At 66.2% G+C, this 23,724-nt stretch carries 20 protein-coding genes; 2 read left to right on the forward strand and 18 right to left on the reverse strand.

Translation table 11 applies throughout. From position 1 onward, the window contains the following. Positions 1–115 precede the first annotated feature (115 nt). The 14 genes from tsaD to glmS form a co-directional block, all read right to left on the reverse strand. The gene (gene tsaD, locus AZH51_RS05670) at positions 116–1,156 is read right to left on the reverse strand and encodes a tRNA (adenosine(37)-N6)-threonylcarbamoyltransferase complex transferase subunit TsaD (RefSeq protein ID WP_291522342.1); all 1,041 of its coding nucleotides are present in this window, start codon (positions 1,154–1,156) and stop codon (positions 116–118) included. Next, positions 1,156–1,599, reverse strand: a complete 444-nt coding sequence (rimI, locus tag AZH51_RS05675; RefSeq protein ID WP_367188030.1) for a ribosomal protein S18-alanine N-acetyltransferase — start codon at positions 1,597–1,599, stop codon at positions 1,156–1,158. Before rimI ends, tsaD begins: the two co-directional genes overlap by 1 nt. Continuing rightward, positions 1,596–2,234: a tRNA (adenosine(37)-N6)-threonylcarbamoyltransferase complex dimerization subunit type 1 TsaB gene (gene tsaB, locus AZH51_RS05680; RefSeq protein ID WP_291522237.1), complete on the reverse strand. Its 639-nt coding sequence runs from the start codon at positions 2,232–2,234 to the stop codon at positions 1,596–1,598. The genes rimI and tsaB overlap by 4 nt, the downstream gene beginning before the upstream one ends. A 9-nt stretch (positions 2,235–2,243) precedes the next feature. Continuing rightward, positions 2,244–2,714: a tRNA (adenosine(37)-N6)-threonylcarbamoyltransferase complex ATPase subunit type 1 TsaE gene (gene tsaE / locus AZH51_RS05685; RefSeq protein ID WP_291522239.1), complete on the reverse strand. Its 471-nt coding sequence runs from the start codon at positions 2,712–2,714 to the stop codon at positions 2,244–2,246. Then, the gene (locus tag AZH51_RS05690; protein WP_291522241.1) at positions 2,707–3,750 is read right to left on the reverse strand and encodes an alpha/beta hydrolase; all 1,044 of its coding nucleotides are present in this window, start codon (positions 3,748–3,750) and stop codon (positions 2,707–2,709) included. Before AZH51_RS05690 ends, tsaE begins: the two co-directional genes overlap by 8 nt. Continuing rightward, positions 3,747–4,895, reverse strand: a complete 1,149-nt coding sequence (gene alr, locus AZH51_RS05695; RefSeq protein ID WP_291522243.1) for an alanine racemase — start codon at positions 4,893–4,895, stop codon at positions 3,747–3,749. The genes AZH51_RS05690 and alr overlap by 4 nt, the downstream gene beginning before the upstream one ends. A 64-nt stretch (positions 4,896–4,959) precedes the next feature. After that, a complete protein-coding gene (locus AZH51_RS05700) occupies positions 4,960–5,817 on the reverse strand; it encodes a transglutaminase family protein (protein WP_291522245.1) in 858 nt (285 codons plus the stop codon). 127 nt (positions 5,818–5,944) lie between these two features. Next, the gene (locus AZH51_RS05705; protein WP_291522247.1) at positions 5,945–6,340 is read right to left on the reverse strand and encodes a type II toxin-antitoxin system VapC family toxin; all 396 of its coding nucleotides are present in this window, start codon (positions 6,338–6,340) and stop codon (positions 5,945–5,947) included. Next, complete coding sequence (locus AZH51_RS05710) at positions 6,337–6,564, reverse strand: type II toxin-antitoxin system Phd/YefM family antitoxin (RefSeq protein WP_291522249.1); 228 nt, start codon at positions 6,562–6,564, stop codon at positions 6,337–6,339. Before AZH51_RS05710 ends, AZH51_RS05705 begins: the two co-directional genes overlap by 4 nt. Before the next feature lie 146 nt (positions 6,565–6,710). Next, positions 6,711–10,211 (reverse strand): ABC transporter ATP-binding protein, encoded by a 3,501-nt coding sequence (locus AZH51_RS05715; RefSeq protein ID WP_291522250.1) that lies wholly within the window; start codon positions 10,209–10,211, stop codon positions 6,711–6,713. Positions 10,212–10,334: 123 nt separating this feature from the next. After that, positions 10,335–10,922, reverse strand: coding sequence for a winged helix-turn-helix domain-containing protein (locus AZH51_RS05720; protein ID WP_291522252.1), 588 nt, complete (start codon positions 10,920–10,922; stop codon positions 10,335–10,337). A gap of 178 nt (positions 10,923–11,100) precedes the next feature. After that, entirely contained in the window at positions 11,101–12,543 is a 1,443-nt protein-coding gene (locus tag AZH51_RS05725; RefSeq protein ID WP_291522254.1) for a bifunctional ADP-dependent NAD(P)H-hydrate dehydratase/NAD(P)H-hydrate epimerase, read from the reverse strand. Then, complete coding sequence (locus AZH51_RS05730) at positions 12,540–12,893, reverse strand: holo-ACP synthase (protein WP_291522256.1); 354 nt, start codon at positions 12,891–12,893, stop codon at positions 12,540–12,542. Before AZH51_RS05730 ends, AZH51_RS05725 begins: the two co-directional genes overlap by 4 nt. 7 nt (positions 12,894–12,900) lie before the next feature. Further along, complete coding sequence (gene glmS, locus AZH51_RS05735) at positions 12,901–14,754, reverse strand: glutamine--fructose-6-phosphate transaminase (isomerizing) (protein WP_291522258.1); 1,854 nt, start codon at positions 14,752–14,754, stop codon at positions 12,901–12,903. Positions 14,755–15,039: 285 nt separating this feature from the next. Between glmS and coaA the strand changes: the two genes are divergently transcribed. Continuing rightward, positions 15,040–15,999, forward strand: a complete 960-nt coding sequence (coaA, locus tag AZH51_RS05740; RefSeq protein ID WP_291522260.1) for a type I pantothenate kinase — start codon at positions 15,040–15,042, stop codon at positions 15,997–15,999. Positions 16,000–16,272: 273 nt separating this feature from the next. Continuing rightward, on the forward strand, positions 16,273–18,138 hold the full coding sequence (locus tag AZH51_RS05745) for a DUF2075 domain-containing protein (protein ID WP_291522262.1): 1,866 nt from the start codon (positions 16,273–16,275) through the stop codon (positions 18,136–18,138). A 45-nt stretch (positions 18,139–18,183) separates the two neighbouring features. On the opposite strand, the gene AZH51_RS05750 is transcribed toward AZH51_RS05745, so the two are convergent. The 4 genes from AZH51_RS05750 to AZH51_RS05765 all read right to left on the reverse strand — a co-directional run bounded on the left by AZH51_RS05750 (position 18,184) and on the right by AZH51_RS05765 (position 23,558). Further along, the gene (locus tag AZH51_RS05750) at positions 18,184–19,281 is read right to left on the reverse strand and encodes a hypothetical protein (protein WP_291522264.1); all 1,098 of its coding nucleotides are present in this window, start codon (positions 19,279–19,281) and stop codon (positions 18,184–18,186) included. 5 nt (positions 19,282–19,286) lie between these two features. Further along, positions 19,287–21,530, reverse strand: a complete 2,244-nt coding sequence (locus AZH51_RS05755) for an AAA family ATPase (protein ID WP_291522266.1) — start codon at positions 21,528–21,530, stop codon at positions 19,287–19,289. A 208-nt stretch (positions 21,531–21,738) separates the two neighbouring features. Continuing rightward, on the reverse strand, positions 21,739–22,653 hold the full coding sequence (locus AZH51_RS05760) for a DUF2510 domain-containing protein (RefSeq protein ID WP_291522268.1): 915 nt from the start codon (positions 22,651–22,653) through the stop codon (positions 21,739–21,741). A gap of 107 nt (positions 22,654–22,760) precedes the next feature. After that, complete coding sequence (locus tag AZH51_RS05765) at positions 22,761–23,558, reverse strand: ceramidase domain-containing protein (protein WP_291522270.1); 798 nt, start codon at positions 23,556–23,558, stop codon at positions 22,761–22,763. Positions 23,559–23,724 lie beyond the last annotated feature (166 nt).

Raw genomic sequence — 23,724 nt, forward strand, 5'->3', positions numbered from 1 at the left:
ACTTGTGACGGGCTCGTCACAAGTTGAGGCAATTGCGCCTGAGACGGCCACGATTTGCGGCGGATTCGTCACTTGTTGAGGTGAGCACTCCCAGCGAGACCGCGACCGCGCTCGACTACATCTGGACTTGCTCAACCGGGAGCGACGAGTCGGTGCCGAGATCGAGCGTCGACGGCGGCAGTCCGCGCTGCACGATCTGCGATCCTAGGGCGGCGACCATCGCACCGTTGTCCGTGCACAGCCGGATCCGCGGCACCCGCAGCTCGATTCCCGCTGCGGCACAGCGCTCTTCGGCCATCGCGCGCAGCCAGCGGTTCGCCGTGACACCGCCGCCGATCTGCAGGTTGTTGATGCCGTACTCCTGGCACGCGGCAATCGCCTTCCGAGTCAACACGTCAGCGACCGCCTCGCTGAACGACGCCGCGACATCCGGCAGGTTCAACGGGATGCCATCACGTTCCTGCTCCTGCACGTAGCGCACGACGGCCGTCTTCAGACCCGAGAAGGAGAAGTCGTAGCGGTGCCGCTCCAAATCCTTGCGAGAGGTCAGACCCCGCGGGAAGGCAATCGCCCGGGGATCCCCCGACACCGCGAGGCGGTCGATCTCCGGCCCACCCGGGTAGGGCAGCCCCAGCACGCGCGCCACCTTGTCGAACGCCTCCCCCGCCGCGTCGTCGATTGTGCGGCCCAACGCGGTGATATCCGAAGCGATGTCGTTCACCAACAGCAAGTCGGTGTGTCCGCCGGACACCAGCAGCGCCACCGTCGGCGAGGGCAACGGCCCGTGATCCAAGACGTCCGCGCACACATGCGCCGCCAGGTGATTCACGCCGTAGAGCGGCTTGTCCAACGCCCACGCCACAGCCTTCGCCGCCGCGACACCGACCATCAGCGCACCGGCCAGACCCGGTCCCGACGTCACCGCAACCGCATCGACGTCGGACAACGAATGCCCGGCCTCCGCAGCCGCCCGGGACATCATCGGGATCATCGCTTCGAGGTGCGCCCGGCTCGCAACCTCCGGCACGACACCACCAAAACGGGCATGCAGATCAACGCTCGAGGCGACCGCATCCGTCAGCAACGTGTTGCCGCGCACGAACGCGACTCCCGTTTCGTCACAAGAGGATTCGATCCCCAGAACCAACGGCTCCATCACGCCACCAGCTTGCGCAGGATCAACGCGTCCACGTCACCGGGCTGGTAGTACCGCCGCCGTACCTGGATCTGCTCGAACCCGAACTTCTCATAGAGCGCAATCGCCGGAGCGTTGTCCGCGCGCACCTCCAACAGCACCGCCTCCGACCCCTCGGCCTGCTGCAGGAGCCACTCCATCAAGGAACGCCCGAGCCCAGTCCCCTGATGCGATGCTGCCACCGCGATCGTCATCACATCGGACACGTCACCACCGTGGTCCAGCCCCGCATACCCGACGATGTCCTCACCATCGGTCGCCACGACGTACCGCCGACGCGGCCGCCCCGCCAACTCCTGCCACCACGTCTCCTGGCTCCACGCCCACGGCCCGAAGAGGTCCTTCTCCAACACGTCCAGCGCAGCCAGGTCCGGCCACTGCATGTCCCGCAACTCGACGCTCACGAACCAAGCACCGACTTCACACCGCTCGACGGCTTCGCGTCGGGCTGCCGCAGGTAGAGCGGACGCACCTCATCCAACGGCTCGCCGGCGCCCTGCCGCCGGATCACCTCGGTCGCCAACCATCCCGCGTCCACGTCCAGCGGCTCGATCCCGTTGACCAGGTCGGCGGGGTAGAGCAGCGGACCACGTCCCGCCGTTGGCAATTCACGTACGTCGATCGGCAGCTCCCCGGGCAAGCTCACCGAAGGCGCGGATCGGCGTACGCCCTGTGAATACACCGCCCAATACACCTCTTTGCGCCGCGCATCGGTGGCCACAGCGAACTCGTCCAGAGCAACCGCCGCCGCGAGAGCATCCAGACTGCACAACCCCACGACCGGGATGTCGAGGGCATGACCCAGCGTCAGGGCGGTCATCACACCCACCCGCAGCCCGGTGTACGGGCCCGGCCCGACACCGACGGCGATCTGCGTGAGCGCGGACTTCGGGATACCGGTCATCACTTGGTCGATCACCGGCATGAGGATCTCGGCGTGCCGGCGCGCGTCGATCACCGAATGCGACGCCACCACCCGGGTGCCGTCGTGCACGGCAGCAGTGACCGCGTTCGTCGCGGTGTCGAGGGCAAGCAGCACCCGACAAGGTTAACGAGGCAGCGCCGCAACCAACGATTCGAAGCGCTCCCCCACCGGAACGACGCGCACCTCACGCGATTCGTCCGGCTGAGCCGTCAGGTAGACGTCGAGGCGCGACGACGCAAGCCCCTCGGCGACACCGGCACCCCACTCGATCACCGTCACCGCTGAATCCACCGATGCATCCAGATCCAGGTCGTCTAACGCGGCCGCGTCCCCACCTAACCGGTAGGCGTCCACGTGCACCAGCGACGGGCCGCCGACCAGGGACGGGTGGGTCCGCGCCAACACGAAGGTGGGTGACGTGATCGGCCCGCGCACCCCCAACCCCGAAGCCAGCGATCGGGTCAGCGTCGTCTTGCCGGCGCCCAGCTCACCGTGCAGGAGCACCAGGTCGCCCGCCTGCAGCAACGACCCCAGGGCAAAACCCCACTCCGCGGTGGCCTCCGGAGAAGCCAGCCGCGCGACGTACTCAGGCATCGACAGAGGCCTCGATCAGGGCCAGCAGGTGCTCGTTGACGATCTGCGGCTGCTCCAACGGCAACATGTGCCCGGCGTGCTCGACGAGGACCAGTTCGGACAGCGGCAGTGCCTTCGCGATGATCCGGGCGTGTTCGATGGGGATCACCTTGTCGCCCTCCCCGTGCATCACGACGGCGGGCTTCGTGCCGTAGGCCAGGAGTCCTACCGCCGCATCGTGTTTCAGCAGGGACGGCATCAGACCAGCGACCACGGAGAGCCGGGTGCGGGCGATCATGTCCGAGGTGAGCGCAATGACCTCCGGGGTCGTCTCGCCACCGAAGGCCAGCTGGTTGACGATCAGCCGCTCGACGTCGCGGCCGGTGCGGCGCGTCCAGTCCACCCAATCCTGCCGGGACGCAAGGCCGTTCAGCGCTCCGGGGGCCATCGAGTTGACCACACCACCGAAGCGCCCCAGCCCCCAGTTCACCGCATGCGACAGGTCACCGCTGCTGGTGCTGATGAACGCAGCGTTCGTCACCCGCTGCTTGACCAGCTCCGGGTTGGTCTCACCGAGCAGCATCATCGACATGCCGCCCATCGAGTGACCGACCAGGGTGAGCGCACCACCACCGTCCGTGGCTTCGAGGACCGCGCGCAGGTCGTTCGCGGTGGTGGTCACCGAGTACGACGTGGGCTCGCCCTCCGCGGACCGGCCGTGGCCGCGTTGGTCCCACAGGACAACTCGATATCCGTTGTCCCGCAGGACTCTTCGCTGTTTCACCCACACCTGGAGGTTCTGGGTGAAGCCGTGGCTGAGCAGCACGGTGTGCTCGGTGGCGTCCGGGTTGTCGACCTCGACGTGCAGCGGCACCCCGTCGTCGGCGACGACCACGCGCTCGTCATCGGCGGGCACGACGAACCGAGTGAGGTCGACGCCGTCCAGTTCGGCTCGGTGCTCCCTGCGCACCCGGTCCAGCGCGTAGCCACCGGCGGCCGCGGCTCCCGCCACCAGCGCCCCGACACCGATCCCGACGCTGCGGGTCAGCACACTCACGACTGCCCCCGGTAGATCCTCGGCAGGCGCCCGCTCATCCGCCCGACGATCTCGTAGGAGATCGTCCCGGCGGCATCCGCCCAGTCCTGCGCGGTGGGCTCGCCGTTCTCGCCAGTGCCAAACAAAACCACTCGATCCCCCTCTGCCACAGGCAGATCCCCCACATCGACCACGAACTGGTCCATGCACACCCGGCCGCTCACGGTGAAACGTTGCCCGCCGATCTGGACCGGGCCATTGCTGGACGCCGCGCGCGGAATGCCGTCGGAGTAGCCGATCGGCACGTCGACCAGCGTCGTCTCCCGGGATGTCACGTAGGTGTGCCCGTAGCTGACACCCTGGCCGGCCGGAACCCGTTTAGTAATAGTCACATTCGCGTCCACCGTCATCGCGGGGACCAGATCGAAGTCGCGGGAGCTGCCGATATCCGGCACCGGACTCAACCCGTAGAGCGCGATCCCCGGCCGCACCATGTCCCACGCCACGTTGCTTCCGGTGAGGGTGGCCGCGGAGTTGGCCATGTGCCGCACCCGCAGGTCGAGACCCGCGTCTTCGGCGTCCTGCACCGCCTGCGCGAACGCCTCCTGCTGCGCCAGCACGCTCGGGTGCTGCGGGGAGTCGGCGAAGATGAAGTGCGTCATGACCCCGGCGACGTCGACGACGCCTTCGGCCTGCAGCTTCGCGGCGGCGGTGAGCAGTTCGGGCCATTGCGGACCGTAGGCACCGTTGCGAGCCAGGCCGGTGTCGACCTTCAAGTGGACCGTGGCCGGCTTCCCGGCCCGGCGGGCGGCGTCGGCGACTGCCTCGATCTCCCAGCTATGAGGTACGGCGACCTGCACGTCCGCGGCGACCGCGGCGTCGAAATCGGCGCCGGGAGCGTGCAACCACGACAGGACCGGCGCGCTGATCCCGGCATCGCGCAGTTGGAGGGCTTCGCGCAGTTGGGCGACTCCGAGCCAGGTGGCGCCGCCATCCAGGGCTGCGTTCGCGACCGGGATCAGGCCGTGGCCGTAAGCGTCGCCCTTGACGACCGCCATCAGTTCAGCGTCGCCCGCCCGGCGTTTGAGGACACCGGCGTTGTGCCGGATGGCGTCGAGGTCGACGGTGATCCGCGCCGTCGCGTCCCCTGGAGGCTGACCAGTCATAACGATTTCAGTGTGTCACGCGGCCTATCGATGGCCGGTCAAGGCCGAGCGAGTGCGTCGCGCGTCACACAGCCGGGGAGGTGGGCTCCTGGGCGGTGACGGTCATCAACTGAAGCCAGGGCGCGCCGTACGTCGTGATCAAGGCGACGTCGGCCGCGTCCCGTCCGACGCCGATCAGCACCCGACCCTTGCGGCGGGCATTGTGCCGCGGGTCGAAGGTCCACCAGCGGTCGCCGAGGTAGACCTCGACCCAGGCATGGAAATCCATCGCGGTCGGCAGCGGCGGGACGTCCATATCCGGCAGGTAGCCGTGGGCGTAGCGGGCCGGAATGTTCAGGGCGCGGCACATGGTGATCATCAGGTGCGCGAAGTCGCGGCAGACACCGCGGCCGGTGAGGAAGGCGTCGGTGGAGGTGCTGGTGAAGGTCGTCGACCCGGTCGTGTAGGCCAGGTAGTTCCAGGTCCAGTCGCAGATCGCGGCCACGCGGCCGTACCCCGGGGTCATCCCGCCGAACAGTTTCCACGCCTGTCCGGAGAGGACATCGTTGTGGCAGAAGCGGCTGGCGAGGGTGTAAACCAGCGTGTCGTCGGGTAGATCGGTCGGCGCGATCTCGGCGGCGCTCTCGTCCGCGGGGTCGATCTCGTCAGGCACCTCGGCGCGCACGCTGTAGGAGACGGTCGAAACCCCCTGCGGCATCGTGAAGCGTTGGATCTGGTTGCCGAACGCGTCCTCGTAGGGGTGGATCTCGATCTGCGGTTCGAGGGTCCACTTCTCGTCCTTGAAGATGATCCCCGCGTTGCGTCGCGTGGCAGGGTCACCGCCGTCGCTGGGCACGGCGGGCACCACATGCAGCAGCGCCGCAGTCGGCCACGCCGCCTGGTGGCGGAAGGTGCAGCCAAGATCAAGTTGACGAGTTCCCACGTATGTACTTCCCCTGATGGTGATGAGTGCAGGCAGCGCCGCCTGCGGGCGTTCGGAGAGGTCGAAGGTTACCGCCCCGTCGTTTCATCGGCGTAACGGCGCCACCCCCACGGATCTTCCTGGCCGCTTAGTCGCGCGCGTCGTATACGCCGCCTATATCGACGCCAAGAATCTGCCGGTCGGCGGTGACGAAGTCGAGTCGCTCGGAACTGGCCTGCGCGAGCAGCAGGCGATCAAACGGATCCCGTTGTGGCAGTTGGACATTTGAGTACGTCGACAGGTGGTCCCAGCGCAACGGCAACTCGCGTACACCGGACTCCGCAATTGCCTGAGCCAAGCCGGACTGCGCGTCACCGGACAACGTGAGCTTGCCGGTCGAGCGCTTTATCTCGATCTCCCAGAGACTGACCGCCGAAACGCTGACGACTTCACCGGTAATCCGTGCGCGAGTCTGCGGACCGAGACTGTGATGGTCGGTGAGCAGCCACAGCAGGACGTGGGTGTCGAGCAGTAGCCCGCTCATTCCAGACCGAACATCTCGAGGATCTCCGGATCTTCGTCGTCGAAGGTGGCATCGTCGAACTGCACGTCCGGGAATCCACCGAAGCGGATGTCACTACGGGCATGGGGGACAAGATCTGCAACGGGCTTCCCGGCTCGGGCGATCGTCACGGACTCACCTCGCTCCACCATTTCCAGCAGCTTCGACAACTGCGCCTTGGCTTCGTAGACGTTCACTGTTGGCATAACGAAATTCTACTTGGTCAAGTCTGGTTAACCAATGGCTCAGAAAGGTCCCTGCTCTTCGATGACTCCATAAGTCAGCCTGATGAAGACGACGAACCCCACACTGCCTCCGCCAGCGTCAGGTGCGTGGGTGGCGAGCGACCGGCTCAGCCGGCGAGGTGACCCCAGCGGGCCGACAACTCACTCCACGGGCCGACGTCCGCGAGGTTTCCGTCGACCAACACCACCACGCGGTCCGCCCGCTCCAACGCCGAACGCTTCGACGTCGAGCCCATGACCGTCATGTTGCGCGACCGCAGCGCGGTCCACAGCTCGATCTCCGTGGCCGCGTCCAACGCGCTGGAGACGTCGTCGGCCAGCAGCAACTCCGCGTCGGCCGCGAGCGCCCGGGCCAACGCGAGGCGCTGCACCTGACCACCTGATAGGCGTACGCCGCGGTGCCCGACCAGCGCCGAAGCGCCACCCGCGTCCGCCACGTCCCGCGACAGCCGGGCATCGTCGGCCGGTTGCTCGAAGTCGCGATCGAACCCGAGCCGCACGTTGTCATCGAAGGTCCCCGACAGCACCCGCGGGATCTGCCCGACGTAGGCGACCTGCCCGGGCCGCAGGAACAGCTCGGCGTCCTGCACCTCGACACCGTTCCACTGGATCGAGCCGGTGTGCGGCAGCAAGCCGGCCAGCGACTTGAGCAACGAGGACTTCCCGGAGCCGACCTGACCCAGCAGCAGCACGAGTTCGCCGCGTTCCACCGTGAGGTTGACCCCGGTGACGCCGATCGTGCCGTCGTCGTGCAGTGCCGTCACGTTACGAAGAGTCAACTCCTGCAGCGGAATTCGCTCCACCTCCGGCGCGGCAGGTGCCTCACCGGTGAGCAGATCCACTCCGGGCGGCAGGTCCATCAGGTCGACACCGCCGGCGAACCGGGACGTCGCCTTCTGCCACGCGCGAGTGCCCGGCGCCTCGGTGACGACCGAACCCGCCACCCGGCCGAACCAGTCGAACCCGTTGACGGCGTTCGCGACCAGGATCGCCGTGGCCAGACCCCACCACCCGGCGAGGTACGCGGCCCAGGCAGCAACGACGCCGAGTTGGACCATCAGGATCGGCACGCCGTCCAGCAACGCCTGGACGCGGTGCTCGAAGACGGCCGCTTCAACCCGGCCACCGTCGACCTTGCGCAGGTGCCGGTGGATCTGCGGGATCCGGCCTGCCAACTTGATGGTGCGGGCCGAGTCCAGTGCGGAGACCAGCGAGCGGCCGAACGATGCCCGTGCTGCGGAGGCACGCGCGGCCGAGCGACCAGCGACCGGACGACCCAGGGCTGATGCCAGTGCCGAGGCGACCATGACGATCAGCAGCACGGCGCCTGCAACCCAGGTCCCGGCGAAGAGGGCGGTCACCAGGGCGATGGCTAGGCCGTTGACGAAGTCGACCCAGCGATCGGCGTACCGCGCATAACGGTCGGCATCCATCGCCCGGGCCACCACCTCACCCGGCGGTGTCTTGGGAAGGCGGTGTTGCGCGGTCTGCCCCACGAGGACGGACATCCGCACGCGCAGCAGGATCTCGATCCACCAGCGCGGGTAGCGCTTGATCGCCGAGACCAGGGTGAAGACGCCGGTCAGCAGGCAGGCCACCAGCGCGACCAGCAGCCACGACGGGGTGCCGCCCTGCTGCAGATCCTGGACGATGTTGCCCCAGATCCAGCCGGTACCGGCGCCGAGGCCACCGCAGATCGCGGAGATCAGGAACATCCCGATCGCGATCAGACCCCATTCGGGGCGCACGACCAGAGCGTGCGCGATGCCCTTGGCCAGGGAGGGTCCCGAGCCGATCTCGGGCGCGGGCGGGGGCTCCGTCGTACGCCGAGTGGCCACCAATCCGCCCTCGTCGGCTGACCGTTCGGTCACCGGAGCGTCGACGGCGGCACTGGCCAGCACCAGATCACGCAACGGCCCCGGCTGCTGCGCCAGCTCGGCCCGTACACCTTGTTGGACCACGCGGCCACCATCGAGGACCGCGACCAGACGCGCGCGCTCTATCGTGCCCAGGCGGTGCGCGATGAGTACACCGGTGCGGCCCGCGATCAACCGGTCAGCCGCAGCAACGACTCGTGCTTCGGTGACGGGGTCCATCCGGGCGGTCGCTTCGTCAAGGACGACGACCTGCACGTTGCGGACCAGCAGTCGTGCGAAGGCGACCAGCTGCTCCTCCCCCGCGGACAGCGCAGTGCCACCGGGTCCGAGCAGGGTGTCGAGCCCGTCGGACAGGCCCTCGACCCAATCGGTCAGGCCGAGCCGGTCGACGGCTTCCTGCACGCTGGAGCGGGGCAATTCGGTGAAGAGGGTGATGTTGTCGGCAAGGGTGCCGGCCAGGATCTCGGTGCGCTGCGTCACCACGCCCACGCTGGAGCGCAGCTGCTGCAGGTCGAGGTTGACGATGTCGACGCCACCGAGGAAGACCGTGCCGATCGGGGCTTCGACGGCCCGCGACAACAGGGAGGCGAGAGTGGACTTGCCCGAGCCGGTGCGGCCGACCAGCGCGATCGTGTCACCAGCCGGGACGTGCAGGTTGACGTCGCGCAGGCCGAACGACCCACTGCCGTAGCTGAAGTCGAGCCCCTGGACGTCGATCGACAGGCCACCCTCGGGCACGGGGACGCCGCCGGAGGGCTCGGGAGCAACCGCCAGCATCTGCCGCAGCCGGATGACCGCGCCCAGGCCGGCCTGCAGATCGGGTAGGTGGTGGGCGGTCTGGTCGATCTGTGCGACGAAGGTCGTCGTCACCAGGAACAGCGTGACCAATTCACCCAGCGACAGGTGGTCGCTACTGACCAGGGCAACGCCGACGACACCGGTCAGGGCGAGGAATCCGTAGGCGATGATCCCCGTGCGCCGGATCAGCTTGCCCTCGATCGTGACCACCTTGAAGAAGCGGTCGTGAACCTTGGCCGACAGACCCGCGAGGCGCCGGATCGCGAAGGACTGGCCGAGCGACGTACGCAGATCATCGGCCCCGGCGATGCCCTCCTCGAGGGCGGCGGCATGGTCGGTCCAGGCCATCTCCTCGATGACCTTGCCCTCAGCGATCTGACCCAACAGCGGCCGGATCGCCACGAATACCGCCGTGCCGACGATCGGGAAGAGGATCGCGGCCGGCCACCAGGTGAACCCCGCGACGATCCACATCGGCAGCAGCCCGAAGAGTGTGCGCATCAAACCCCACGACTCGCGCCGGGCCAGGTTGCCGACCTCGTGGGTGTCGTCGTCGACGCGGTCGAGGACCTCGCCGACGGCCTGCTCGTTCAGCGCGGACAGTGGCTGGTGCAGCGCGGCGTCCAGTAGGTCTTCGCGCAGTCGGCCCTCGGCCCGGTCGACGACCGCCGCCCAGGTGAATCGCCCTGCGGTGTCAAGGATTGCGCCACCGGCGACACAGATCGTGAGCAGCCAGACCAGTTTGGCAGTAGGGCTCGTGGCGAGGTGTCCGGCGACGACCGTGCCGAGCGTCTGACCGATGACAGCGATGGCGAGGAACACCAGCGCGGCGATCCCCCACGGGCTGCGAAGACGGCCCAGATCGACCCGACGCGAGGGGTCTGCGACGGGTTCGGGCGAGGTCGTGTGCGGGGGTGTGACAGTGACGGTCATGGCTTGCTCAACGGTACGGCGAGCCACCGACAGTCAGCGAATCAATTTCCCGCTGACCACCGACCCCTGCCTCACCGCCCGCGGCTTTGGGACTCGTTACCTCACGCGATCGCGAATCGTGGGTCAACCCGTCCCGAGGTCGGCCCTCACCGCCGCAACGTCGAGTTCGACGACCGGCTGTGACTTCAACTGGCTGATAAACCCTCGATCATCAGCCCCGAACTCAGCGGGGGTCAGGATCGTCGGATTCACATCCTGGTGCACGCGTCGGCTGGCCACTTCTGCAGCATCGCGCACGGCACCGACATCCGGTGCACCGATCACCATCAGATCCACATCCTCAGGGAGCGGTCCGGACTCACCGAAGTACCGTCGCGCCCAGGACCCATAAATGAACGCCCGCTCGATCCCCGAGACCGTTCCCAGTTCCTCCTCAATGACTGCTTTGGGTCCGACGGTCTTCACAAGCAGCGCCCGCAACTCGGCGAAGATCGGTGACTGCACGTTTGCCGACACATAACGTCGACCGTGCCGTAAGTCGGAAATGACAAGTCCGGCCTCAGCCAGACGCTCCACCTCGCGCGCAATCGTCGGCTGCGAGCGCGACGATCTACCAACCAGTTCCGGCACGCTGAACTCGCGATCAGGCTCGAGGTACGTCGCGCCCAGCACCTGCAGCTGAGCGTCACTGCGGAAGATCGGTACCAACATCGCCGAGCTTCTATTCATAATGTGCATTGTTCTATGCGCAAAGCGCATAATGCAAGAGGATCTACCGTCGACAAAGCCGCCACCACCGCCCCACCGCCCGCGGCTTTGGGACTCGTTACCCCACCCGATTGCGAATCGTGGGACAACCGGTCCCAAACCCGACGATGAGGAGGGCCCCTCAGCGAGTCAGCAACCTGCCCACTGTCCGACCGACCTGGTGGGCGATATCCAAAGCCCGGATCGGGCCGCCGGGATTCACGTCGTGGGCGGCGACCCCGTGCACCAACGCCGCGAGTGCACCAGCACCGAGCGGCGGCACCCCGGATGCCAGCAATGCCCCGCAGATACCCGCCAGCACGTCGCCGGATCCCGCGGTGGCCAGCCACGCCGGGCCGTCGGACTGCGAGTGGATGCCCAGGCCCGTGGCGGTGGGCGGTACGACGATCGTCACCGAACCCTTCAACAGGACTGCCACGTCGAGTGCGTCCGCGATCTTGCGAGCAGCGGCGACCGGCGCGTCGGTGACCCAACTGTCGGGCAGGTCCTCATCGAGCACCCGCCGCCCGAGCCGCAGCAACTCCCCCGCGTGCGGGGTAATCAGGGTGTGCGCCTTCCGCGGCTCGATGAGCGCATCAAGGCCGCCCGCGTCCACCACAACCGGTAGGTCGGAAGCCAGCGCATCGCCGATGACGCGCTTCTGCTCCTCGGACGCGTCGTCCCAGTCCATCCCGGAGCCGATCAGCCACGCCTGGACCTTGCCCTCGCCGAACACCACCTCGGGCACAGCGGCCCGCAACAGGCCCGTGGGAGCCGGCGGACCGACGTACCGGACCATGCCGACCCCAACCGTCACGGCCGCGGTCACGCCGAGAATCGCTGCGCCCGTGTAGTGCTCGCCACCAGACACGACGCCGAGCACGCCGCGGGTGTACTTGTCGTCGTCCGGACCGGGCACCGGCCACAGGGCGGCGACGTCGGCAAACGTCAGTCGCGACACGGCAGGCGACGCGGGCGGCGTCAGCCCGATGTCGACGACGGTCAGCAGCCCGCAGGCGGCTTCGGTGGACGGCAGCAGGTGCACCGGCTTGGGCAGCGAGAACGTCACGGTCTCGTCGGCGTAGACGCAGTCCGACGCGACCTCGCCCGCCGGGTCGGCGCCGGAGGGCAGGTCCACCGCCAGCAGGTAAGCGTCGTCGCCGATCGCGTCGACCAGTTTTGAGGTGCCGGGTGGCAGACCGGGGCGACCGCCGATGCCGGTCATACCGTCGATGACAAGGTCTGCTTCGTCGAGCGCGGACAGAGCGGTCGGCGAATCCGGTTCCAGCACAACGACTCCCGCGTCGTGCGCCGCCTGCAGTGCCGGCTCGTGGGCACCGGATCCGGTCAGGATCGCGACCACGTCGTAGTCGGGTGCGAGGAAGGAGGCGGCGAAGAGCGCGTCACCGCCGTTGCCACCCGGACCTGCGAGTACGACGACCGAGGACCCGCCCTGTTCCTCGAGTCGCGCAGCGGCCACTTCGGCGACCCCCTGCGACGCGCGTTGCATCAACTCACCGGTCGCAAGCTCCGGCATCGCGGCCTCAGCTGCCCGGACGTCCTTGACCGAATACGCGTGAATCACGGGCCCTCCACAATCACGATGGCGGTGGCGATCCCGCCGTCGTGCGAGATCGACAGGTGCGCGGTGGTGGCACCCAAGGCAGTCATACGTGCCGCGACAGTTCCGGACAACTCCCACAAGGGTTGTCCGGACGGCGCGGTGACCACGACGGCGTCGTGCCAGGCGAGGTCGCCGGGAGCGCCGAGTGCTTTGGCGAGAGCCTCTTTCGCGGCGAAGCGGCCGGCCAACGAATGCATCGGCATGCTCCGCTCGGAGGCGACGAGCACGCGGTCGGCGAGGGCCGGCGTACGTTCAAGGGCCTCCGCGAAGCGGTTGACCGAGGTGACGTCGATGCCGACGCCGAGGATCATCGCAGCATCACTCGACGGTCACCGATTTCGCCAGGTTGCGCGGCTGATCGACGTCCAGGCCCTTGGCCGTGGACAATTCGAGCGCAAACACCTGCAGCGGCAGCACCGTCAGCAGCGGTTGCAGCATCGGCGAAGTGTGCGGGACGCGGAAGACCTCGTCGGCGAACTCGTCCACCGAGGAGTCGCCTTCTTCGGCGATCACCAGCGTGCGGGCGCCGCGAGCGCGGATCTCCTGGATGTTGGAGACGACCTTGCCGTGCAGCCCGTGCGGAGTGTCCGGACCGGGCACGATCACGAAGACCGGCTGGCCGGGCTCGATCAGCGCGATGGGACCGTGCTTCAACTCGCCGGCGGCGAACCCCTCGGCGTGAATGTAGGCCAGTTCCTTCAGCTTGAGCGCGCCTTCCATGGCGATCGGGTAGCCGACGTGGCGGCCGAGGAAGAGCACCGAGCGGGTGTCGGCCATGAAGCGGGCGACCTCGCGGACGCGGGACACGTTGGACAAGACGTCAGCGATTTTGCTTGGTACGTCTTGCAATTCGGCGATGACCTGCTTGGCGTCGTCGGCGTAGGAGCCACCCTTGAGCTGCGCGAGGTACAACCCGAGGATGTAGCAGGCGGTGATCTGACCGAGGAACGCCTTGGTGGAGGCAACCGCGATCTCCGGGCCCGCGTGCGTGTAGAGCACGGCGTCGGATTCCCGCGGGATGGTCGAACCGTGCGTGTTGCAGATCGACAGGGTCAGCGCGCCGAGATCGTGCGCGTGCTTGACCGCCATCAGGGTGTCCATCGTCTCGCCGGACTGGCTGATCGAGACGACCAGCGTCTTCTCGTCGGCGATCGGGTCGCAGTAGCGGAACTCGTGGGCAAGCGACACTTCCACCGGGATCCGCGCCCAGTGCTCGATCGCGTATTTGGCGACCATCCCGGCGTACGCCGCGGTGCCACACGCCACGATCGTCACCCGGTCGACGGCGGCGAGCTGCTCCTCGCTGATCCGCAGGTCGTCCAGTTGCAGATCGCCGGCGGCGTTGCTGCGGCCCAGGAGGGTGTCGGCGACCGCCTGCGGCTGGTCGAAGATCTCCTTCTCCATGTAGGTCGCGTAGCCGCCCTTCTCGGCGGCGGCGGCGTCCCAGTCGACGTGGAACGGTTTGCCCGTCGCGGGGGTACCGTCGAAGTTGATGACGGTGGCGCCCTCGGGGGTGATCGTGACGATCTGGTCCTGCTCGAGCTCGAGGGCCTCGCGGGTGTAGCCGATGAACGCGGCGACGTCCGAGCCGAGGAAGTTCTCGCCCTCGCCCAGGCCGACGACCAGCGGGGAGTTGCGGCGGGCGCCGACGACGACGTCGGGCTGGTCGGCGTGGACCGCGAGCAGCGTGAAGGCACCTTCCAGGCGGGCGACGGTTTTGCGCATCGCCTCGGTCAGGTCGCCGTCGTAGAGGGTGCCGAGCAGTTGCGCGACGACCTCGGTGTCGGTCTGGGACTGGAACACGATGCCCTGGGCCTGCAACTCGTCGCGCAGAACGGCGAAGTTCTCGATGATCCCGTTGTGGATCAGGGCGAGTTTGCCGTCGTCACCGCCGCGGTGCGGGTGGGCGTTGACGTCCGTCGGGCCCCCGTGGGTGGCCCAGCGGGTGTGGCCGATCGCCGTACGCGAATCAGCGAACGGCTGGGAGTCGATCTCACCGACCAGGTTGGCCAGCTTGCCCGCCTTCTTACGTACGTCGACCCGCTGGTCCGCGACGAGCGCCACCCCCGCGGAGTCATAGCCGCGATATTCCAGCCGCGCCAGGCCCTCCATGACCACATCGAGGGCCTTGGTGTTCTCGATCGGCCCGACGTAGCCCACGATTCCGCACATGCCCCCAAGGGTAGGCGGTCGCCGGCCGTGCCTCGTGCGATGACACTCGACTGCCCCCGTCGCGCCGGGGCCACCCATGAATCCGTTGTCTTCATAAGGCCGCCTTATGAAGACAACGTAACCCCATCAGTTTGCGATGAGGCGAATGACCTTGGCCAGGTCTGCTGAGTGCCGGTCTCGGGCGATCTCGAGGTCCGGTGGCCTGACCGTATTCGTCGCCACCGACAGGTCAATTGCTTTGCGCCTTCGCGCACCGCAGGAGTGCTCGGCCGTAGGCTGGCCCGCGTGTCACGTCCCAACGGCCACCCGATCCCCTCGCCGTACGTCGAGCTGGATCGTGACGCGTGGTCGCGGCTGCGCGACGCGCACCCGATGAGCCTTGATGACCAGGACGTACGCCGATTGGCCGGCCTCGGGGACCGCCTGGACATGGCGGAAATCGAGCAGGTGTATCTGCCGCTGTCGCGGCTGCTGAACTTCTACGTGGGCGCGACAGCCGGGTTGCACAAGGTGACCAGCGACTTCCTGGGCGAATCCCGCGCCAAGGTCCCCTTCGTCATCGGGGTCGCCGGATCGGTGGCCGTGGGCAAGTCAACGACGGCCCGCATCCTGCAGGAGTTGCTATCCCGATGGCCCGACACCCCGTCGGTCTCGCTGATCACCACCGACGGCTTCCTGCACCCCAACGCCGAACTGTCCCGCCGAGGGATCCTGGACCGCAAGGGCTTCCCCGAGTCCTACGACCGTCGGGCGCTCGTGCGGTTCATCGCCGAGGTCAAGGCGGGCTCACCGTCGGTGTCGGCGCCCGTCTACTCGCACCTGACCTACGACATCGTGCCCGGCGCTTTTGTGACGGTGGAGCGGCCGGATGTGCTGATCGTCGAGGGGCTGAACGTGCTGCAGCCTTCGGTCCCCGCGCCCGGGTCGCGCGGTGGAGCGATGGCCGTATCGGACTACTTCGACTTCTCCGTTTACGTGGACGCCGCCGAAGCCGACATCAAGAGCTGGTACGTCGATCGCTTTCTGTCCCTGCGAGCGACCGCGTTCGCCGATCCTCAGTCCTACTTCCACCGGTTCTCGTCGTTGTCCGACGCCGAAGCGGTCCAGATCGCCGAAGGCATCTGGGACACGATCAACGCCCCCAACCTGGCCGAAAACATCCTGCCCACCCGGGGACGCGCCTCACTGGTCCTGTCCAAGGGCCCTGATCACGCCGTACGCCGAGTCCGCCTCCGCAAGCTGTAGCCGCGCTCCTCCACCCGGCCCTGGAAGGCGTTTGCCGACGACTTCGGATTCGTTGGGTGGACCAGCGCCAGAACCGCCGCAAGGGCCTCCATCCGGGAGGCGCGCTCTCTTCACCCGTAACCACCGCGGGAGAGGACACGCAGCAGCCCAATAGCCCAGGATCGGGCTCGCCGATCGGTAAAGTTCGGACGGTAATTGCGGCCCGACGGGCTTCCTCTCTAGGAGACGCCCCCACCCGCACGAGACATTTCGTGCTGCCTGGGGACCTGTCCTGTGACGTTGTACCGCACCACCGCCGAGGCCATGTCCGGTCACGAGGACGCGTTAGCCCAGCGCTTGGCGGAGCAAATGAAGGTCACCACTGGGCGGTCTCCGTCGCCAGCAGAGCGCCACTCCTGGAGCCGCAGCATCCCGGCCCTACGCGCCGACCTGATCTCCGCCGGGCTCGGCAACGTGGAGATGCTGATCGAGTATCAACTGCCGTTGACCAGCAAACGCGCGGACGTCGTTCTGGTCGGGGAGCATCCACGGACCGGTGGTCCGTCGTACATGATTGTCGAGCTCAAGCAGTGGAGTCGGGCCGCCTCGTTTGAAGGTGATCCAAACCTGGTGCTGATCGACGCCTACGGTCACCACCCGGTCACTCACCCGCTGCTGCAGGTACGTGACTACCGCGAGTACCTAGTCGACTTCACGACAGTGCTTGCCGACCGCGCCGAGGCTGTTGCGGGAGTTGCCTACCTGCACAACGCGACTGACTCCGGGGTCAGTGACCTACTGCAACTGCCCGGCGACGACTACGGGCGGTTGTTCACCGGCCAGCGACGTGGTGAGTTCGTCGAGTACCTCCGGTCCCGATTCGCGCCAGGTCCCGGATCGACGTACGCCGATGAACTGCTCCACAGCCGCATCGCACCTTCCCGCCAACTGCTTACTGTCGCAGCCGAAGAGGTGCAGCGGCGCGAGATGTTCACCCTGCTCGACGAGCAGCGCGACGCGTACAACTTCGTGCTACACGCGGTGGAGCGGGCGCGGCGGGTAAACACGAAGACTGCGGTGATCGTTACGGGTGGCCCCGGCAGCGGCAAGAGCGTCATTGCGCTCTCCTTGCTCGGGGAGTTGTCACGGCGGGGACGGACGGTGATGCACGCCACCGGTTCGCGGTCATTCACCCAGACCTTGCGCAAGGTGGCGGGTGCCCGCTCAACATCAGTAAAGAAGATGTTCCAGTACTTCAACTCCTTCATGGCTGCCGAGCCGAACGACCTCGACGTGCTGATCTTGGACGAAGCGCACCGGGTCCGGGAGACCTCCGCAAACCGGTGGACGAAAGCTCAGTTCCGCACGGGACGACCGCAACTGGATGAGTTGTTCTCCGCTGCAAGGGTTCCGGTCTTCCTGCTCGACGAGTTCCAGGTCGTGCGCCCCGGGGAGCAGGGGACCGTCGAGGACATCGAGAAGTACGCGGCCGAGCGCGGGATCCAGGTCCAGCACATCTCGCTCGAGGACCAGTTCCGCTGCGGCGGTTCTGCGGCATACGTCGCCTGGGTAGAACGGCTTCTCGAGCTGACGCCGGGAGGCCCGAGGGCGTGGAAAGGTGACGAACGGTTCGACGTGGACGTGGTCGACTCGCCGCAGGAACTTGAGCACGTGATGCAGGCACATCGCGACGCGGGGTTCGGGGCAAGACTGTCGGCCGGGTATTGCTGGCCGTGGAGCGATCCTCGATCGGACGGCTCTCTTGTGAACGATGTCGTCATCGGCGACTGGTCGCATCCGTGGAACCTCAAGGGAGAGCGGTCAGTCGGCGGCGCCCCGCCAGCGGCCTTGTGGGCATCGGATGACGCCGGCTTCGGTCAGGTCGGATGTGTCTACACCGCACAGGGATTCGAGTACGACTACGCCGGCGTCATCATCGGTCCGGACCTGGTGCTGCGTGACGGCCTCTGGGTTGCCGACCGCAGCAAGAACCGTGATCCCGACTTCAAGAACACGATTCGTGTTAGCGACGCGGACTTCGATCGATTGGTGCGCAACGTTTACAAGGTGCTGCTCACCCGTGGATTGCAGGGCGTGGCCATCTATTCACCGGACGAAGAGACCCGTCGGACGCTCCGCTCGTTGGTCACCATCCACTGACTCACAGACGCTTCTGAAGTCCGTGCCGCGGGGTTTTTCTCTACGTCATCCGGATGCGAGATCCAGCAGACGGTCACGGATCGAGTCAGGGTCTGCTCGCAGGTCGATCGTGGCGACGCGAATCGTGTGGCCTTGCACTGTCGTCTCCACGTCGACGTCTGGGGCCGCCTCAGTGCTCGGATAGAGAAGCAGACCGTTCGCTGCTGCGGCGGTGTCTGAGCCATCCTCTTGCGTACCGAGATACGCATAGAGCTGGTAGAGGTGACCGCTGCGCAGGCGCTGGCCGTCTGCATGCTGAGCCTCGTGGGTCGCGGTCGTGAACTTGGTATCGATGACCAACCGGCTGCCGTCCCGGCGGTCGATGCTGATGTCGGTCTTCATCACCGGGAACAACTGATCCAGGCCGGCCGCTGGGCTCGCCCACCGCAGTTGCTCGGAACGAACCTTGCAGTCGGGCATGTTCCGCGCGAGAAAGCTCCTGATCGCCTTCTCGAACAGGTCCCTCAGTGTGTGGTGATCATGGGCGAGTCTGCGAGCGACGTCGGTACCAGTTTCCTGGGTCAGCATCGTGGACTCAATCACCAGCCGCGCGGCGGCGAGCATGCGGCGGTCTTCCTGGTCAAAATGCCCGAAGACCTCCCGCCGGGGAGTCGCGGGGTCCAACTGGATTTGCCGGACGCCGAGCCGTTCCATTTGTGCCGCAAGGCTCAGGCAATCCCTGCGCAATGGTCGTTCGGATCGTCGGCCAGCCGTCTGCAGCGCGATCATGACGTAGCGGTTACGGGCGGTGTCCGCGGTCAGTTCCTCGAACACGCACGCCACTTGTCCACGCGTCAGCAAACCACCCCGCGCTGTCGTCAAATGGTCGATGCGCCCGCGCACTGAAGAGAGGGCCGCTCTCTGCTCCACATATCCCGGACTCAACTGGCGCACAAGCCGATTCGAGACCTCCGCCACCAGGATTCGCGCGGCCAGGTCCCCCAGATGCTCTGGGTCCGACTCAGCACGCAACCTCTCTGTCTCGTCGAGGTACTTGTACAGATCGCTCGCCCACAAGTACAAAAGCCACAGGTTGCGAACCGGAATCCGCGTCCGGCCCTCGCCGACGGTGATCTCAAAGTCCGCTGACATGGTCGTGGCCACTCAGTTCATTCCTGCACCCGCGGCCAAGCGTTCTTCAAGGCGTCAGCTGCCTCATCGGCGCGCTCCGGGCGGTCGAACCAGTACTCATGCAGTAGTGGGCGGATGGACCAGTCCACTTGCTCGTGGAACCACTCCTGCGGATCTGGGACAACTGCCGCAGGCGTGAAGTAGCTGTGCCCGATGACGAACTGCGGACCAAGTGCCGGATCAGCGGAGATTTCGTTGTTGAGTGTGGTGGCTGCGGCTCCTACGGCATTGACGACCGATGAGTCTCCCGTACGTTCGAGAACCCACTGGCGCCACAGCCCGTTGAATTGGGGACGCAAGGTTCGGAAGGCGAACCGTCGGCGTAGGGCAAGGTCGACGAGCGCCAGCGACCGGTCGGCAATATTCATCGTTCCGATGACGTAGAGATTTGGCGGCAGCCAGATTCCGCGGTTGTCCGTGTCCCGGTGGTAGGTGAGTCGCATGGCCTCGGACTTATTCCGCTGCCCCGGCTCGAGCAGCGTCAGCATCTCACCAAGCGCCCGCGCGGGATTCCCTCGGTTGATCTCTTCGATCACCATCGTGAATGCCTGCTCACCCTTCTGGTGAGCGCGATCAGCCAGGCGTAAGAACGGACCGTCGACGAGTTTGAGCCCTGCTGCACCGTCGTCGCTCGTCACCGGTCGATATCCGCGAATGAAGTCCTCATACGAGGTGTTCGGATGGAACTGCACCACTTGCACCGAACTGGTCGGCCGGTGGCCAGTCATGGCCCACCCAAGACGTTTAGCTAGCCAGGTTTTCCCGGTGCCGGGGGCGCCTTGGAGGATCAGGTTCTTCCCCCGGCTGAGCACTTCGAGCATTTGCTCGATCTCTGCCCGTGGAACGAAGCACCCGTCCTTGACTATGTCATCGACCGTGTACGGCCTGGGGGGCTCGGGCGGTTCGTCGGTTTCATTACCACCAGCAGCGATCGGTGTGTCTTCACCATCGTCCTCAAAAACCTCGTCCGCCTCGACCTTGCTAGCGACTCCCTCGGCCCATGCGGCATCGGACAACTCTGGGATGGAGGCGAACTCACTGCCCGGCGTTGCGGTGTACACGTGCAGTCGGTCCAACACATCCATGTACCAGTCGACAGCGGAACTGTCCTGCGGGTGTGGGGCCTTGAGAACCCCCAGCAAGGACGGCAACTTCGCGCGCGTATTCGTGTCCATGGGACAGAAATGCATGGGACGAGCACGGTACAGCCCCGTGGCCAAGGTCCAATTGCTCTGCGGGAGACTGGCTTTCAGCGCTTCGGCGAATGCTGCGCGCTTTTCAAGGTCACCCCGAGCGTCGGCCCACGCCAGACCGGCGTGTGCAATGGACCAGAGGTTGTCGATGGCGTCGTCATCTCGGTCTTTTGCCCACTTGAAAAGCCATGCGTTCTGAGGGTGGGTGATGGGCACACCCTCGAAGTGCGCCGGAGCCTGTAGATCCAGGCCCACCGCCGTAGCCAGTCGTTGAGCAATCTCCTGTCTCTTCTTCCACCCTGTGGGTCCGAAGTTGAAGATATTCATGACCGTGAAGGGATCGATGTCCGCAAGCGGGCCCGTCGTGCCGTCGCTGTTCATGTCGTGCCAGGTTCCGTGGCCGGACTCCTTGCGGATACGGCTGACGATCGTGACTAACTCGGGCCGCCGCTGACTCCACTCAGCGAGCGCGTCCGCCATGGCCTCGAAGAAGGGGATCCAGTCGTAGCCTGCCTTGTCTGGCGGCGGAACTAGTTGGTCGTCGCTGCGGAATCGATCCATCCAATACGGCCTGCTTAGGAAGTACTGCAGGTCTTGAGGCTCGTCCTCAAATATGAAGCGCTTGAGGTGCTCTGCCTGTTCGTCGTCGGATAGAAGCCAGATCGTGGCCCGATAGGTGTAGAGATACCAGTCTCTAGGCTCAGGAAACTCTTGCCAATCCACGAGCAGCTGAGTGTCACTGACTCGACGAATAACCCCGCGCGCCTTAATTCTCAAGACGGAGACTGGCAGATTGCGGTTGTCGAACGGCAAGTCGTGGCGTTGAACAAACGACGACTTAATGGCGATGCGGTCCCCTGGACGCATCGCGTTAAGCATTGCTTGATCCTTGTCGGTGGGATTGACAACTTCCCACCGGCTCTCGCTGACGAATTCGCTGGTGCGGTCCTCGGACCCAATAAAGGCACCGACCAGCCACGTCTGACGCTCACCTACTTCTGCGACAACGACGTCGCTTATGGTGTTCACGCTCGCAGACTACCCATGGGTTGGGGTGACCATGGGGTGTGCGACCTAACGGAGAACGACTTGGACGGGGTACCCCTTAAATTGCCGACTTACCTGCAGTTTTGCCAACCGCGCAAAGTCGGCATTCGAGACCGGCTCATCACCGTGCTGGCGGAGAAAGATTCGTCCGGCCGGAGGATGGGCCGCGACTGAGACCGTGGGCTAGCGGCTACGGCACCGGCGTGAAGATCACTCTGCTCATGTCGGTCAGGTCGACCTCGTCGTCGTTCGTCAACTGCACGACGACGCTGGTCTTCGTCAGCTCGCTCCCGTCGCCAAGCACGGCATCAACATCGGTGGCAGGGTCGTTGGTAAAGGTGTCGATCGCGCCGGCCTGCCCTGGCGCCGTCACCCTGTACTTCCCGGGCCCGATGTCCTGCCCGACGATGAACGTCCCGGCGTAGAGCACCGTCCGAACGTGTGCGCCAACCTCACCGGTTTGATGCGGGATGAACGCCACTCTCAGACCGGCAGGAACCACGATCTGGTTGTCGAGATTGAGGTCGACGCGCACCTTCTGGACGGAGCCCGCCGCATCATTGCCCAGGCGTTGCTGGGTGATCGGCGGGTCTGTGTCGTCGACGCTGGAGTCCACGACCAGAGAGCCGGAGGTTCCGCCTAGCGGCACAACGTCGTACGTGCCATCGGCGATGTCCTTCACACCCGCGACGTACTTGCCAGCCGACAGATTCATCCGATGTGCGGCGGCCCCCGTCGGCAGATCGGTCGGCAGAGGTGGGTCCGAAACGGTCGGACTGCTCTGGGTAACCGCGGGGGTCGGCGCCGAGCTAGACGCGACCGCGGTGGCAGGCGAAGTGGCGGGCTGCGGATCGTTACCCATGTGCCGCACTGCGACCGACAGGAACACCGACAGTGACGGTAGAAGGGCCAGCAACACGCGTCCCCACTGTGGGAGATTCTTCAAACCTCTCCGCTTCTGCGGCTGAGGCCCGCCGGCCAGCGGTCGCACGTACTCGGTCCAGTTGAACCCGTCCCAGAACCGTTCGTTGCCGGCGCCGTCCGGGTAGTACCCAGCAGGCGCCTGGCGGCCGTTGCCACTCGGTGGTGCGTTCCCGTTGTCCACCCCGGCTCCTCCCCCCGTGACGCGAAAGCTAGGCCGTGCAGCTGAGTAAGACCCGCACGAAAGCTGACGAGAGAATGGGAGCTAGTGACCACTACGGTTCGCATTAGTTAGGCGGCAGGCCGCTCGCTCGCGTAGAACCGGAACAGTGAGTACGCCGCTACCGCGCACAGGACGTGCCACACCGCGTGCCCCTGGAGCAGCGACTGGGGATCGCACAACGGCCCACCCGAGTGGCTCAGACTCCAGATCAGGAACGCCAGCGCCATCGCGCCCACCGCCATCAGCGCCCATCGCCACGACGCGGGATGGGTCGGCCTCCGCTGGATGAAGACCTCGACGAGTACGGCGACAAGCAGCAGTACGGCGAACGCCAAGTTCCCGGCGGTGTCGACCAGTGGCGCGGGGATATCCGACGCCCCAAGTACCTCGGCGCCGACCACCAGAACGACGAAAAGTATTGAGAGAGTGAAAAGTCCACGACCCAAGAGACGCGTGAGTCCGTACGCCGCGGCGTAGCCCGCAAAGAGGTACATGGACCCGACGTCGAACCGACCACCGAGGCTGGATTGGGTGGCGTGCATGGCCATGCTTCCCGGGCCGAGCAGCGCCATCAGCACCGGGAACGGTGCCAGCAACGTGGGGTAGGCAAGCTCCGACCAGTGACGGTCAAGGTAGAGCGCAGCGGCCAGACCGGCGATCACGAACCCGAGGTTGCTCCACGTGTTGGCCGGCTGTTTTATCAGGCCATCGCGCGCGGCCTCGCAGAAGTTCGCGCCGGCCCCCACATCTGGACCGAACCAACCCAGTCCCAGCGCCACCGCGAAAGCGACCAGCGCCAGCAGCGAGACGACGGCGGTGATCACCATGATGCTCGGCCGGGACACCCGCCCAATTGCCAACCCCATAATCCGCGACGCTATCGCCCTTTCGACGGCAGCCCGCGAAAGCGCAGTCACCCTGGACGCGTCACCCGCCCGCTGACACTTCCTCGTCAACTGGCTGGACGAACACGTTCGGTGCCGTCGAAGGATTCACAAGTGGCTACTCATGGCGGTTTCGTCGTCAGTTGAG

This window comes from Branchiibius sp. NY16-3462-2 (genome assembly GCF_001594145.1).
Taxonomy (GTDB): domain Bacteria; phylum Actinomycetota; class Actinomycetes; order Actinomycetales; family Dermatophilaceae; genus Branchiibius.

What these genes read in the sequence shown, in the direction of transcription:
- tsaD (WP_291522342.1), bottom strand. Translation starts at nt 1,156, where the DNA reads ATGGAGCCGTTGGTTCTGGGGATCGAATCCTCTTGTGACGAAACGGGA.
- tsaE (WP_291522239.1), bottom strand. Translation starts at nt 2,714, where the DNA reads ATGCCTGAGTACGTCGCGCGGCTGGCTTCTCCGGAGGCCACCGCGGAG.
- alr (WP_291522243.1), bottom strand. Translation starts at nt 4,895, where the DNA reads ATGACTGGTCAGCCTCCAGGGGACGCGACGGCGCGGATCACCGTCGAC.
- AZH51_RS05705 (WP_291522247.1), bottom strand. Translation starts at nt 6,340, where the DNA reads ATGAGCGGGCTACTGCTCGACACCCACGTCCTGCTGTGGCTGCTCACC.
- AZH51_RS05710 (WP_291522249.1), bottom strand. Translation starts at nt 6,564, where the DNA reads ATGCCAACAGTGAACGTCTACGAAGCCAAGGCGCAGTTGTCGAAGCTG.
- AZH51_RS05715 (WP_291522250.1), bottom strand. Translation starts at nt 10,211, where the DNA reads ATGACCGTCACTGTCACACCCCCGCACACGACCTCGCCCGAACCCGTC.
- AZH51_RS05720 (WP_291522252.1), bottom strand. Translation starts at nt 10,922, where the DNA reads ATGTTGGTACCGATCTTCCGCAGTGACGCTCAGCTGCAGGTGCTGGGC.
- AZH51_RS05730 (WP_291522256.1), bottom strand. Translation starts at nt 12,893, where the DNA reads ATGATCCTCGGCGTCGGCATCGACGTCACCTCGGTCAACCGCTTCGCG.
- glmS (WP_291522258.1), bottom strand. Translation starts at nt 14,754, where the DNA reads ATGTGCGGAATCGTGGGCTACGTCGGGCCGATCGAGAACACCAAGGCC.
- AZH51_RS05765 (WP_291522270.1), bottom strand. Translation starts at nt 23,558, where the DNA reads ATGGGGTTGGCAATTGGGCGGGTGTCCCGGCCGAGCATCATGGTGATC.